The organism is Streptomyces sp. NPDC051636 (assembly GCF_044453765.1).
Taxonomy (GTDB): Bacteria; Actinomycetota; Actinomycetes; order Streptomycetales; family Streptomycetaceae; genus Streptomyces.
On record NZ_JBITDA010000027.1, the window covers coordinates 65,887 to 78,476 of the forward strand.

The following is a 12,590-nucleotide window of genomic DNA, read 5'->3' on the forward strand; positions in this document are numbered from 1 at the left end:
CGCGGTAGGGGTTCACCGGCGCCGGTCCTTGTCGCGGCGCTTCCGGTTGGGGCGGTGCGGTCGCTGGAGCGTGTCCAGTTCACCCACGGCCGCACGTGCGTGAGCCGGATCCTTCGGGGTGCGGCCGCCCGCGCAGCACCATGCCGGGCGGTCGGAGGCGCCCCCTACGTGCATGCCCAGGTCGTGGGCGGGGCAGACCGGCCAGACCCGCCAGAGGCACTCCATCATGGTGTCCTGGGCGGCTTCGGCCACGGCGGAGACGGCGGACTCGAGGGTGGTCGCGGAGTCGGGCCACAGGGGCCGGCCGTGGGAGTCGCCGTTGGCGAGGCAGACGTACACCTGCTCCGGTTCCCCGTCCGCCCAGGGTGCGTGGGCCAGCAGGCGCAGGGGGCGCTGTTCCGGGAGGGTGGCCGCCAAATCGCGGTTCACCAGGGCCAACGCCTCGTCCCACAGCGGGTGTTCGCCGGGGAGCAGCGGGCGCGGTGGCGTGGTGTCGAAGGGCACGTGTCCAGTGTCCCTTGTCGTGGCCCCGTCGTGGCGAAGAAGCCCCGGGCGAGGAGGGATCCGGCGGGTTGCGCCATGGGCCGGGCTTCTTTACGCATTCCTGACGCCGCTCAGCGCATCCAGCGCCCCTCGTCCGGTGTCCTCATTCGTGTCCCGGTCAGCGGAGTCAGCCGGCCAGGAAAGGCCGGCCGAGCCGGCTGAGTCAGCAGAAGGAATGGAGTGCCATGGAAGGCACCGTCGTCGCAGTGGTGGTCGTGGCCGTGCTGGCCCTGCTCGTGCTGCGCAGTGGGATGCGGGTGGTCAACCAGATCGAGCGCGGGGTGGTGTTCCGCATGGGCAAGGCGCTGCCGGGGTACCGGCAGCCGGGCGTCACCTTCCTCATCCCGTTCGCCGACCGGATGCGGAAGGTGAACGTGCAGGTGGTCACCATGCCGGTGCCCACCCAGGAGGGCATCACCAAGGACAACGTGTCCGTGAAGGTCGACGCCGTCGTCTACTTCCGGGTGACGGACCCCGTGAAGGCCGCCATCGAGGTGCAGGACTACGTCTTCGCCGTCGGGCAGGTCGCCCAGTCCTCCCTGCGGTCCATCATCGGCAAGAGCGACCTGGACGACCTGCTGTCGGACCGGGAGCGGCTGCACGAGGGGCTCGCGCTCATGATCGACAGCCCGGCCGCCGGGTGGGGCATCCACATCGACCGCGTCGAGATCAAGGACGTACAGCTGCCTGAGTCGCTGAAGCGGTCCATGTCCCGGCAGGCCGAGGCGGAGCGGGAGCGGCGGGCACGGGTGATCACCGCGGACGGCGAGTTCCAGGCCGCGCAGCAGCTCGCCAACGCGTCCCGGATCATGTCCGACACCCCGGAGGCCATGCAGCTGCGGCTGCTGCAGACGGTCGTGGAGGTCGCCGCCGAGAAGAACTCGACGCTGGTGATGCCCTTCCCGGTGGAGCTGCTGCGCTACTTCGACCGGGCGGCCCAGCAGTTCGCGCCCCCGGCGACCCAGGCGCCCCCGGCGACCGAGGCGGCTCCGGTTACGCCGGCTACGTCGGCGACACCGGCCGAAGCCGCTCCCGTACGTCCCGCCGGGCAGCCGTAACCAGCGCCAGCGTCACGGTGGCCGAGGCGAGAGCCATGGCCGCCACGCCCGTGGCGGGGGAGGTGAGCTGGGCCACCGAACCCGCCAGGGAGGCGCTCACGCCCTGCAGGGTGAGCCGGCCCGCCGAGTCCAGGCCCAGGGCGTGCCCGGCGAGCTCGTCCGGGGTCAGGGCCATCAGCCGCTCCTGCTGGACCAGGCTCGCGCCGAAGCCGACGGACGCGAGGGCGGCCAGGGCGGCGGCGAGCGGCACGGGCGGGTGCAGGGGGAACAAGACGTACGGCGTGGCCAGCAGGAGAAGCAGGGGTACGGCCAGCCGTCGCCGCACACCCGGAGGCAGCAGGCGGCCCACGACGACGTCCCCGGCGAGCATGCCCAGCGCGCCCGAGGCGAACAGCGTGCCGGCGGCGTCCGGGGCGTAGGACACGTACAGGGACTCGCAGCCCACCACCAGGCCGTTGGGGACCCACAGGGCGAGGTAGACCAGGCGGCGGGGGCGGGAGGACCACAGCAGGGCGTTGGTGCGCCAGGTCGCGGCGACGGAGGGACGGCCGACGGCCCGGGGCGGGCGCCGGGTCAGCCCGAGGCGGGCGCCGAGCGCCGCCGTCAGATACAGCGCCGCCGAGGTCAGCAGGGTGGCGCGCGGGGTCAGCGCCGAGACCAGGACGCCGCCGGTGGCGAACCCGGCGATCTGCATCAGCCCGTTCATCATGTTGAACACCGAACGCCCCGGCAGATAGCCCTCCTTGGGCAGGATCTCGTTCAGCAGACCCCAGCGGACTCCCCCGCCGAGGGAGGCCAGCAGTCCCTGGACAAGCACGACGGCGAAGACCGCCGCCAACGGCAGGCCGGGCAGAGCGAGCAGCGCGGCACAGGCCGCGAAGGCGAGCGGAAGGCCCGTCAGCGCCGCCCGTGGGGGCAGCCGGTCGGCGCCGGAGAGCAGCAGGCTCGCACCCAGCACCTGGGCCAGGGACGGGCCGAACATGCTCAGCGCGGACAGCAGGGGCGAGCCCGTCGTCCGGAAGACGAGGGTGCCCAGCGCCAGGCCGCCCACCGTCTGGGCGGCGGTCTGGGCGCCGACGGTCAGGAACAAGGGGCTGAACTCTGGGGTACGGAAGAGGTCCCGGTAGCTGCGCATGCGGGGAGTCTTCGCGGGGCGCCGGGCGGCCGTTATTGTTTCGCGCTCGTGCGAAAGTTCCGTCCCTGCGAGAGCTCCGGAGGTGACCATGGGCTGGTGGCAGGTCAACGCGGACACGCTCGCCCGCAGCCGGTTCGTCATCTCGCCGCTCGCCGAAACCTTCGCGAGCCTGAAACTGCTGCACACGGGCACGGCCGGGCACCCCGGTGAGCAGCGGTGGCTGCGCGACCACCTGCCCGGCTACCGGGAGCGGCTGGCCGCCGACCCGGTGACCGCGCTGCTCGTGCGGTCCGGGCTCGGCCGGGACTGGATCGCCGACTTCCTCACCCCCACGCCCCGGGACGACGAGAGCGCCGAGGAGGGCCTCGCCCGGGTGCGGGCCGCCCGGCCGGAGGAGGCCCGCACCCACTTACGGGTCTCGCTCGCCGGGCCGCTGCCCGACGCCCTGCACCGCGACGACCTGCCGGCCCGCGCGGCCGACCTGCTGGAGTACGTCTGGACCGAGACCGTACGGCCGTACTGGGAGCGGCGCCGGCGGGTGCTGGAGGCCGACGTGGTCGCCCGTACGGACCGGGTGAGCCGGGGCGGCTGGGCGGAGGTGCTGGACTCGCTGAGGCCGGGCCGGACCCGCTGGCTGGGCGCCAACCGGCTCCAGATCAACCTCCACGAGTACCCGCCCCGGGAGATATCCGGCGCGCTCCTCTTCGTGCCGGTGACCCCGAGGACCGGCTGGGTGTCCTGGGAGGAGCCCGACCGGTACGCCCTGGTCTACTCCTGCGACGGTGTGCTGGCCGGACGCGACGACCGCGCCGGGCCTACGGCGCTGGGCGCCCTGCTGGGGACCGCGCGGGCGGGGGTGCTGGTACTGCTCGGCTCCCCCATGTCCACGACCCAGCTGACCGCCGTCACCGGGCAGGGGCTCGGCTCGGTGGGCCGGCATCTGAAGGTGCTGCTGGAGGCGGGGCTGGTTCAGCGGCGGCGGGCGGGCCGGTCGGTGCTGTACTCCCGGACGGCGGCCGGGGAGGTGCTGCTGCAGGCCGCGGGGGGCGTGGAACCCGCGACCGGCCGGCGGAGCTAGCATCCGCTCATGACGACTACTGACCACACCGGCTCCGTGCTCGACGTCGAGATCGGCGCCCTCCAGGGCGGCTCCGCGGACCTGCCGGCCTACGCGGGCAAGGCCGTGCTCATCGTGAACGTGGCCTCCAAGTGCGGGCTGACCCCGCAGTACTCCGGGCTCGAGCGCCTCCAGGAGCGGTACGCGGAGCAGGGCTTCACCGTCCTCGGCGTGCCCTGCAACCAGTTCCTCGGGCAGGAGCCCGGCAGCGCCGAGGAGATCGCCGAGTTCTGCTCCGCGACGTACGGTGTGACCTTCCCGCTGACCGAGAAGGTCGAGGTGAACGGGGCGGGCCGGCACCCGCTGTACGACCGCCTGGTCGGCTTCGCCGACGCCGGGGGGCACAGCGGGGACATCCGCTGGAACTTCGAGAAGTTCCTGATCGGGCGGGACGGCCGCGTCGTCGCCCGTTTCTCGCCGCAGACCGAGCCGGAGGCGGCGGAGGTCGTGGCGGCCATCGAGGCGCAGCTGGCCTAGCCGTTGACCTTGCCCCTGGGGCAGGGCTGAGCGTCCTTGTCACCGGGCGGGGAAGGACCGCCCGGTGACGGAGGATGCCGGTGTGAACGAGGAACTGCTCACCATCGGGGCGTTCGCGGCGCGGGCCCGTCTGTCGGCCAAGGCACTGCGGCTGTACGACCGCCTCGGGCTGCTCGCCCCCGCGTACGTCGACGCGGTCAGCGGTTACCGCTACTACCGCGCCGACCAGGCCGAACGCGCCCGGCTCGTGGCGCAGTTGCGCCGGCTCGGCATGCCGCTCGCGCTGATCGCGGAGGTGGTCGAGGCGGACGGGTCCCGGGCCGCGGAACTGCTCGGCGGGTACTGGGCGGACGTCGAGGCGCGGGTGGCGGAGCAGCGGACGCTCGCCGAGTACCTCCGTGGACGGCTGTCGGGGAGGAGCTCCGAGATGTACGGCAGGTTCGTGGTCGAGACGGTGGACGTGCCCGAGCAGGTGGTGATCACCGAGAAACGGCACACGCTGGCGGACGAGTTGCCGGCCTGGATCGGGGCGTCGCTGGGGCGGCTGGAGGCGGCGGCCCGTGCGTGCGGGGGTGTCGGGCGGCGCCGTTCGTCGTGTACCACTCCGAGGTGTCCATGGAGAGCGACGGTCCCGCGGAGTCGTGCGTGCCCGTCGCCGACGAGGGGGCGGCTCGTGCGTGGGCGGAGCGGCGGGGGCGGACGTGGGAGACGGCGGTACGAAGGTGGAGCCGGGCCCACCGGCTGGTGTTCACCCGGATCACCAAGGCGCAGGTGGCTCATCCGCAGATCCTCGCGGCGTTCGAGGCGGTGGAGGAGTGGATGGCGAGGGAGGGGCTTGAGGCCGCGGGGCCCTGCCGGGAGGTGTACTTCGCCGACTGGGATGCGGCGGGGGTGGGGGACGCGGTGTGTGATGTGGGGTTTCCGGTGAGGTGATGGTGGGGCCGGCCCGCGGGGGTGGGTGAAAGAGAGGAGAGCCCTCTCGGCAAGGACGGCGGGCTGGTCGAGAGGGCTCCGGGTGGTGCTTGTGGAGTTGTGGTGGTCGGGAGTCGGGTGGGCGTGGGTCAGGGAGGCCCCCTACGCCTTGACCGAGGCCACGAAGGCGTTCCACGCGTTGGCGGGGAAGGCCAGGATGGGGCCCTCGGGGACCTTGGAGTCGCGTACGGCGAGTTCCGCGGTCGCGGGCGACTTGACCTCGACGCATGCCCCGTTCCCGGCGGAATAGGAGGACTTCGTCCACGTCTCCGTGGCGCCCTGAAGCAGTGCCATGTCCACTCCTGTTGCGAGTTGCTCTGTAGTGCGATTCACGCCAACCCTGTCGACCGGTTGGCGTGATCGACGCTACTCGGCAACATCCCCTCCTGGCGTACTCGTTCACTCGACTGGATGGCATATTCCAGTGGGGACTTCCGCCGGGACCTGGCACCGGTGTACGATCCGGCGCCCCTCATGCCGGAGGGCTCAGCGGGCGTACTCTTTCGCCACATCCGAGATGAACTGGCGGGATTGGTCCACATTCAGGGACTGTGCCCGCAGATGCTCGTACATCACGGCGTACTTCTGCACGTCCTGCGCCTTCTCCAGATACAGGTCACTGGTGACGCCCTCGAGGTACACCACGCTGGAGTCGGCCGCGTCGGCGAACTCCAGGATCGCGTACTGGCCGTTGAGCCCGGGATGCGCGCCCACCTCGAACGGCAGCACCTGCACGGTGACGTGCGGCAGCTGGGACATCTCGATGAGGTACTCCAGCTGCTCCCGCATCACCAGCTTGCTGCCCACGACCCGGCGCAGCGCGGCCTCGTCGAGCACCACCCACAGCCGGAGCGGGTTGTTCTCGGCGGTGATACGTTCCTGTCGCCGCAGCCGCACCTGCACGCGCTTGTCGATGTCGGACATCGAGGTCTCCGGCAACGCCCCCTGCACGAGCGCCTCCGCGTACGCCCGGGTCTGCAACAGGCCGGTGACCAGCTGGGGCTCGTACACGCGCAGCGACTCCGCGTCCGTCTCCAGCCCGATGTAGACGCTGTACGGGATGTCACCGAACGCGTGCCACCAGCCCTGCTGCCGGGAGTCGCGGGCCATCTCCATCAGGGAGTCGACGATCCGCTGGTCCTCGACCTCGTACACCCCGCACAGGTCACGGACGTCGCGCTGGCTGATGCTGCGCCGGCCGTTCTCCAGACGGCTGATCTTCGACTGCGACACCAGCAGTCTTTCCGCCACTTCCTCGGCTGTCATGCCCTTGAGCTCGCGGAGCCTGCGCAGCTCCTGGCCCAGCCGGCGCCGCCTGACGGTGGGATTGACATTGGACGCCACGGGACGTGCACCTCCGGCTGCCTGCCTGTACCTACCACTTTGCGTATCTGCCGTTGAGCAGACTGCCACCAAGGGGCTTCCTACCGCTGGCAAACGGTGGATATGCGGCGCGTACGCGTCAGTTCGGGCACCGGTGCGGACACAGCCGAGCGGGGTGGGGGGACCCGGGGTCCCCCCACCCCGCTCGAACCAGCGGCTCCCGAACCGGGCCTTGGGGACTGACGGTGCGGCGGTGCTGTCGTGCGTGGGTGCCGTGGGACTGCGGCTCAGTGGGCCACGGCGCGCGCCATGGATCCATGGCGCGCTTGCATCGGAACACCGCGGGCGGGTTCCGGTGCGGGCCTGGCGCCTGGTCCGGCCTGACGGCCGGCCGGGGCCGGGCTGCGGCGCGGCTGGGCCGCCGCGCCGTTCTGGACGTCCATCACGGCGTGCGCCACGAGGCCGCCCATCGGGTCGTGCCTGATCAGGTCCCGCAACCGGGAACGAGAGGACCGTCCTTCGTTACCCGGGTACAGGTGCTTGCCGAGGCCGACCGCGTGTGCCAGGGCGGCGAGCGCCGCGGTCCGCGGGTCCGGCGGTACGCCGGTGCGGATCGCGGAGTCCAGCCGGGCTTTGATCTCCCGGCTGATCTCGTTGTCCGTCGCCTGGTAGCGAGTCGTCGGCAGCACCCCGCACATCTGTCCCGGCACGGCGGCGACCATGCCGCACCGCTCCAGATGCGAGAGGTAGACCTGGCGGAGCCCGAGACGCGGCCCGCCGATCCAGTGGACGGCACGCACCGGAGCGCCGCGCCTTCGCAGCAACTCCAACGCGCAGTCCAGTGTTGGATCTCCTGTCGGCCGTGGTACCACCACGGCGATACGATCCCCGTCTGGGGCTATCCGTCCGGCCAGCGCCAGCTCCACTAGCTGTGCTCCGGCCAGACCGAGGTCGAGCGACTGCGGCTGTGCAGTGGTACCCGTGGTCGGGTCCAGTGCCAGCAGCAGAAGCTCTTCCGGAATTGTTCTGCGGCTCCTGCCCATCCATGCCTCCCCGCGTGGATGAATGACAGGGTGACCCCTCTCACAATGGTCTGTCGAGGGTGCGTGACCGGTTCGTAAGGGAACCGGTAGGTATGTCGTTCTCGTCTACCGCTGGGGACAAGCCCGCACACAGGACACTGGTACATGGTTCGGACAGTGCTGGGGAGGCGTTGTCCGGGCGGGTGGTTGGCCGTCGTACGGCGGTCGGTTCGGCAGGCGCACGGCAGACGTGCGGCACATGGAGGAGGCATCGGTGGCGGGCGAGTCCCCCGACAGGTCGAAGCAGCGCGAGTCGTCGGCAGAACCGACGCCGGGGAGCGCGCGTCCGGTTCCCGAGGCACGCGACCCGCGGCTCGCGGTGTCCCGCGAGTCCGGCAAGCGCGGCGCCGTGGACACAGCGACCAAGATCCTCTCGATCCGGGACCTGGCGTCCGACGCGTCCGGCGCCGGGGAACGCGACAACCCCGCCCCCGAGGACGACGCCCGCCTCCGTGAGGCCGTGGCGGCGTGGGTACGGTCGGGGGACTCGGCGGACGAGGGGAAGGCGACGGAGGGTTCGTCGCGGGCCGATTCCGATTCCGGGGACGAGGACGCCGGGGACGCCTCGGAGACGGACGCCGGGAGCGAGGACGGCGCGGCTGCCGTGCGGGCCGGCTCCGACGGCGAGGCCGACGTACCGGACGAGCCTGCGGGCACTTCCACGGACCTGGACGAGCCCACGGCCGCCGACGAGCGCGGCACCGCTTCCGCGGACGTGGCCGAGCCCGCCGACGCCGACGCGGAGGCTTCGGCCGGCGACGGGGACGCCGAGACGACGGAGCCTGACTCCGACCCCGAAGCCGAGGCCGTGGCCGACGAGGACCCGAAGGCGGCCCTGGACCCCCGCGAGGACACCGAGCCGAAGGCAGACGCCACCGCGAAGACCGACACTGCGGCGAAGCCGGAAGCGGGCGACACCTCGGAGACGGACGCCGAGCCCGAGGACGCCGAGCCCGAGGACGCCGAGCCGAAGGCCGACACCACCGCGAAGCCGGACGCGGACGCCACCCCCAAGCCGCCGGCCGCCGACGGCGATTCCGCCCCGAAGGGGGCGGCACCCGACGACGAGAGCCGCACGGGCGTTGCGGACGGGAAGACGGAGGCCGAAGGCGAAGCCAAGGCCGTCGACCAGCCCACCGCCGTCTTCAAGGCCCCGAAGCCGCGGGTCGACCAGCCGACCACCATGCTGAAGCTGGGCGGCAGGCCCGAGGCACCCGGCACCCCCGAGTCCGACGCCGAGCGCACCAGCAAGTTCGTCGCGCTCAAGCCCCTCGACGACCCGTCCACCCGGAAGCCGAAGACGGAGCCGAAGGCTGACCCGAAGACGGAGCCGGAGGCGAAGGCGGCCCCCGCCGACGCCACCGCCCCCGTCCCCCAGATCGGCCCCGAGCGCACCACGCAGCAGCCGCTCCCCCCGAAGCCCCCGCTGGACCTGCTCGCCGAGCTGACGAACACGCCCCCGCCGCCGGAGACCCCGGTCCGCAGGATCGTCCGCCGGGTCAAGATCTGGACCCCGCTGGTGGTTCTCCTGGCGATCGTGTTTGCGGTCGTACAGGCTCTGCGCCCCCTGCCCACCCCCACCCTCGGCCTGACCGCCGAGGACACGTACCAGTTCAAGGGCGGCAAGATCACCCTCCCCTGGCCGGCCGAGGGCCAGGGCTGGATGGACGTGAACGGCATCGGCACGATGGACAGCTTCGGCAAGCAGACCCCCGTCGCCATCGGCTCCGTCGCCAAGACGATGACCGCGTACATCATCCTCAGGGACCACCCGCTGAAGACGGGCGCCGAGGGCCCGGCCATCACCGTCGACGCCACCGCCGAGAAGGAGGGCGGCTACGACAAGGACAACGAGTCCACCCTCAACACGGTGAAGAAGGGTGACAAGCTCACCGAGAAGCAGGCCCTCTCGGCCGTCATGATTCCGTCCGCGAACAACATCGCCCGTCTGCTGGCCCGCTGGGACGAGGGCTCAGAGGCGGCGTTCGTCAAGAAGATGAACGCCACCGCGAAGGAGCTCGGCATGACGCACACGACGTACACCGACCCCTCCGGCCTGAAGGAGACCACCGTCTCCACCGCCGAGGACCAGGTGAAGCTCGGCAACGCGGTCGTGAAGATCCCGGCTCTGACGGCGATCACCAGCATGGCCAGCTGGAAGGACCCGTCCGGCCACACCTGGCCGAACTACAACCAGCTCCCCTACGTCATCGGCGCGATCGGCATCAAGACCGGCACCACCACCGCGGCCGGCGGCAACCTGCTCTTCGCCGCGACCAAGAAGGTCGGCGGTGAGACGGTCACCGTCGTCGGCGCGATCCTCGGCCAGCACAAGGGGCCGTCGATCCTCGACACGGTCAACGCGGTCAGCAAGACCGCGCTGGTCGCCGCGCAGGACGCGCTCACCTCGGCGAAGATACTCAAGAAGGGCGACGTCGTCGGGTACGTGGACGACGGCCTGGGCGGCCACACCCCGGTGGTCGTCACCGAGGACGTCACCGCGGTCGGCTGGGCCGGCCTGAAGGCGAAGCTGTCCTTCGCGGCCGACGACGTACCGCACACCGCGAAGGCCGGCACCAAGGTGGGCACCCTCACCGTGGGAGACGGCAAGAGCGGCGCGGTGAAGGTCCCGGTGGCCCTGCGCAAGGACCTCACCGAGCCGGGCCTGAGCAGCAAGCTGACCCGCATCGGCTAGGGCCTGTCCGGCGCATCATGGGCAGGGAACCGATGGTGGGCAGCCGCGCCCCCGCCGACGGAGCACCACCCGGGAGCTCCGCGGCGGGGTGCGTGCTAGCGTCACGAATCGGGGCAGGTTCGCCGTCGAGGAGACGCGGCCGCGAACTGGACGAGAAGCGGCCGGGAACACCGAGGAACGCGGCCGAGAACAGAAGACGGGACACGGGGAGTGCCTTCAGGTGGCCACTGCGGAGCCGACACGCGCCGACGACGCCGATCCGGGCCCGGGAAGCGGCCCGGGGTCCGGCCCGCGAATAGGCCTGTCCGAGGCTGACACACCTCCGGACGGCCGTCCCGGCCGCCGGGCCCGGCTGCGGACCGCCGCCGAGCCCCTCCGGCAGCGGCTGCTGCTCCACCCCGCCCTGTCCATGACCGCGCTGTCCGGCGTACTGCACATCATCTGGTTCTTCACGTTCGCCAACAGCGGCGGCGACCTCGCGGCGCAGGACGCCTGGGCCGAGTTCGTCGGCCGGCACCCGGACTCGGCGTACAACCTGGCCTGGTACGGCGGCATGCACCCGGTGTCGTACAGCGTGGTGTCGCCGTATCTGATGTCGGTGCTCGGCGTCCGTACGACGATGATGATCGCGGGGACGCTGTCGGCGGGCCTGCTGACGATGATCCTCATCCGCAGCCGGTCGGTGAAGAACCCGCTGTGGGCCGCGCTGGCCGGTGTGTTCGCGCTGATCTGCAACGCGCTCTCGGGCCGGGTGACCTTCGGCCTCGGCACGGTGTTCGCGCTCAGCGCGGTCGCGGCCGTGTTCTGCTGGCCGTACCGCTGGCGGCACAAACGCTGGGCGAAGGCCCTGGTCGCGGCGCCGCTCGCCGCGCTCGCCACCATGGCGTCGCCGGTCGCGGGCCTGTTCGTGGGTCTGATCGCGGTGGCCCTGTTCCTGCAGAAGCGGCGGCCGGGCGCCTGGGCGCTGGGTCTCGCGCCGTCGGCGGTCGTCGCCGTCTCGGCCTGGCTCTTCCCCTTCTCCGGCACCCAGCCGATGAAGTTCGGCTCGGTGATCATGCCGCTGCTGTACGGGCTCCTCTGCCTCTTCCTCGTCCCCAGGGAGTGGAAGACCGTCCGGCTGACGGCCGCGGTCTTCAGCCTCGGGGTGGTGCTGGTCTGGCTGGTCAGCTCGCAGATCGGTTCGAACATCTCGCGGCTGCCGATGCTGTTCGCGGGTGTGACCCTGATCGCGGCACTGCCGTTCACCGTGCCGCGCTCGCGCAAGTGGTACACGATCGTGCTGGCGTTCCTGGGCTCCGTCGGCTGGATCGGCTTCAAGTCCGTCGACGACATCGTCCACACGACCCCGGCCGCCTCCTGGGCGCGCGAACTGGCTCCGCTGGTCAACGAACTCCAGAAGGTCGGCGCCGAGAAGGGCCGCGTCGAGGTGGTCCCGGCCCGCTCCCACCGGGAGGCTTCCGCGCTCGCCCCGTACGTCAACCTGGCCCGCGGCTGGAACCGCCAGGCGGACATGGAGCGCAACCCGCTCTTCTACGACGACACGCTCAACTCGGCCAACTACCACGAGTGGCTGCAGCGCTGGGCCGTCCACTTCATCGTCGTACCCAAGGACCAGCCCGACGACGACGGCGGCGGCAAGCGGGAGCTGGCACTCGTCCAGCGCGGGATGCCGTACCTCACGCAGATCTGGGGCGACGCCAACTGGCAGCTGTTCCGGGTGACCGACCCGGCCCCGCTCGCCGAGCCGAACGCGGTCGTCGACCGGGCGGAGCAGGGCGAGATGACGATCGAGGTCCGCAAGGCCGGGCGCATCCTCATCCGCATCCCCTACTCGCCGTGGCTGAGCATCGTCGACGCCAAGGGCAAGAGCCTGAAGCCGCCCCAGGAGACCGAGGCCTCCAAGCACCGGGCCGACGGCACGCCGAAGACGTACGACAACGTCAACGGCTGCCTGCTGGAGACGCCGGAGGACGCCAAGGGGGACAAGTGGACGATGCTGCTCGCGCCGAAGGCGGGGACGTACCGGCTGGCCGCGCCTTATCAGTTGCCCAGGGGGACGCCGTGCCCGGACGAGCTGAAGGAGCCCTGAGCCGCTGACGTTCAGCGCAAGTCGGCCAGGTACCGGTCCGTGCCGGGGGACCGCCGGGACGAACGGAGCCACCAGCTCGACCCTCCCCGGCGCACTCCG

General features: G+C 71.6%; 10 protein-coding genes and 1 pseudogene. 6 read left to right on the forward strand and 5 right to left on the reverse strand.

All coding sequences use genetic code 11. The features are described 5' to 3' along the window. Positions 1-12: 12 nt before the first annotated feature. Positions 13-504, reverse strand: a complete 492-nt coding sequence (locus tag ACIBBH_RS34255) for a hypothetical protein (RefSeq protein ID WP_399411456.1) — start codon at positions 502-504, stop codon at positions 13-15. Positions 505-728: 224 nt separating this feature from the next. On the opposite strand from ACIBBH_RS34255, the gene ACIBBH_RS34260 reads away from it, so the two are divergent. Then, complete coding sequence (locus ACIBBH_RS34260; RefSeq protein ID WP_399411458.1) at positions 729-1,601, forward strand: slipin family protein; 873 nt, start codon at positions 729-731, stop codon at positions 1,599-1,601. Here ACIBBH_RS34260 and ACIBBH_RS34265 read toward each other — a convergent pair. Beyond that, on the reverse strand, positions 1,546-2,736 hold the full coding sequence (locus ACIBBH_RS34265) for an MFS transporter (protein WP_399411460.1): 1,191 nt from the start codon (positions 2,734-2,736) through the stop codon (positions 1,546-1,548). The two genes, ACIBBH_RS34260 and ACIBBH_RS34265, sit on opposite strands and share 56 nt — an antisense overlap. A gap of 88 nt (positions 2,737-2,824) precedes the next feature. Here ACIBBH_RS34265 and ACIBBH_RS34270 point away from each other — a divergent pair, with 88 nt between their 5' ends. The 3 genes and pseudogenes from ACIBBH_RS34270 to ACIBBH_RS34280 all read left to right on the forward strand — a co-directional run bounded on the left by ACIBBH_RS34270 (position 2,825) and on the right by ACIBBH_RS34280 (position 5,263). Then, positions 2,825-3,814, forward strand: a complete 990-nt coding sequence (locus ACIBBH_RS34270) for an ArsR/SmtB family transcription factor (protein ID WP_399411462.1) — start codon at positions 2,825-2,827, stop codon at positions 3,812-3,814. A gap of 9 nt (positions 3,815-3,823) precedes the next feature. After that, on the forward strand, positions 3,824-4,330 hold the full coding sequence (locus tag ACIBBH_RS34275) for a glutathione peroxidase (protein WP_399411464.1): 507 nt from the start codon (positions 3,824-3,826) through the stop codon (positions 4,328-4,330). A gap of 64 nt (positions 4,331-4,394) precedes the next feature. Next, a pseudogene (locus ACIBBH_RS34280) lies at positions 4,395-5,263 on the forward strand (MerR family transcriptional regulator). A 141-nt stretch (positions 5,264-5,404) separates the two neighbouring features. Here ACIBBH_RS34280 and ACIBBH_RS34285 read toward each other — a convergent pair. The 3 genes from ACIBBH_RS34285 to ACIBBH_RS34295 form a co-directional block, all read right to left on the reverse strand. Beyond that, positions 5,405-5,596, reverse strand: a complete 192-nt coding sequence (locus ACIBBH_RS34285) for a DUF397 domain-containing protein (protein WP_399411466.1) — start codon at positions 5,594-5,596, stop codon at positions 5,405-5,407. Between the two features lie 192 nt (positions 5,597-5,788). Further along, the gene (locus ACIBBH_RS34290) at positions 5,789-6,646 is read right to left on the reverse strand and encodes a helix-turn-helix domain-containing protein (protein WP_399411468.1); all 858 of its coding nucleotides are present in this window, start codon (positions 6,644-6,646) and stop codon (positions 5,789-5,791) included. Between the two features lie 266 nt (positions 6,647-6,912). After that, on the reverse strand, positions 6,913-7,668 hold the full coding sequence (locus tag ACIBBH_RS34295) for a GPP34 family phosphoprotein (protein WP_399411470.1): 756 nt from the start codon (positions 7,666-7,668) through the stop codon (positions 6,913-6,915). A 238-nt stretch (positions 7,669-7,906) separates the two neighbouring features. On the opposite strand from ACIBBH_RS34295, the gene ACIBBH_RS34300 reads away from it, so the two are divergent. Both ACIBBH_RS34300 and ACIBBH_RS34305 read left to right on the forward strand, forming a co-directional pair. Beyond that, positions 7,907-10,402 carry a D-alanyl-D-alanine carboxypeptidase gene (locus tag ACIBBH_RS34300; protein WP_399411472.1) on the forward strand — a complete coding sequence of 832 codons (2,496 nt, stop codon included), beginning with the start codon at positions 7,907-7,909 and terminating at the stop codon, positions 10,400-10,402. Between the two features lie 220 nt (positions 10,403-10,622). Continuing rightward, a complete protein-coding gene (locus tag ACIBBH_RS34305) occupies positions 10,623-12,491 on the forward strand; it encodes an MFS transporter (RefSeq protein ID WP_399411474.1) in 1,869 nt (622 codons plus the stop codon). Positions 12,492-12,590: the final 99 nt, after the last annotated feature.

What these genes read in the sequence shown, in the direction of transcription:
- ACIBBH_RS34260 (WP_399411458.1), top strand. Translation starts at nt 729, where the DNA reads ATGGAAGGCACCGTCGTCGCAGTGGTGGTCGTGGCCGTGCTGGCCCTG.
- ACIBBH_RS34265 (WP_399411460.1), bottom strand. Translation starts at nt 2,736, where the DNA reads ATGCGCAGCTACCGGGACCTCTTCCGTACCCCAGAGTTCAGCCCCTTG.
- ACIBBH_RS34270 (WP_399411462.1), top strand. Translation starts at nt 2,825, where the DNA reads ATGGGCTGGTGGCAGGTCAACGCGGACACGCTCGCCCGCAGCCGGTTC.
- ACIBBH_RS34275 (WP_399411464.1), top strand. Translation starts at nt 3,824, where the DNA reads ATGACGACTACTGACCACACCGGCTCCGTGCTCGACGTCGAGATCGGC.
- ACIBBH_RS34285 (WP_399411466.1), bottom strand. Translation starts at nt 5,596, where the DNA reads ATGGCACTGCTTCAGGGCGCCACGGAGACGTGGACGAAGTCCTCCTAT.
- ACIBBH_RS34295 (WP_399411470.1), bottom strand. Translation starts at nt 7,668, where the DNA reads ATGGGCAGGAGCCGCAGAACAATTCCGGAAGAGCTTCTGCTGCTGGCA.
- ACIBBH_RS34300 (WP_399411472.1), top strand. Translation starts at nt 7,907, where the DNA reads ATGGAGGAGGCATCGGTGGCGGGCGAGTCCCCCGACAGGTCGAAGCAG.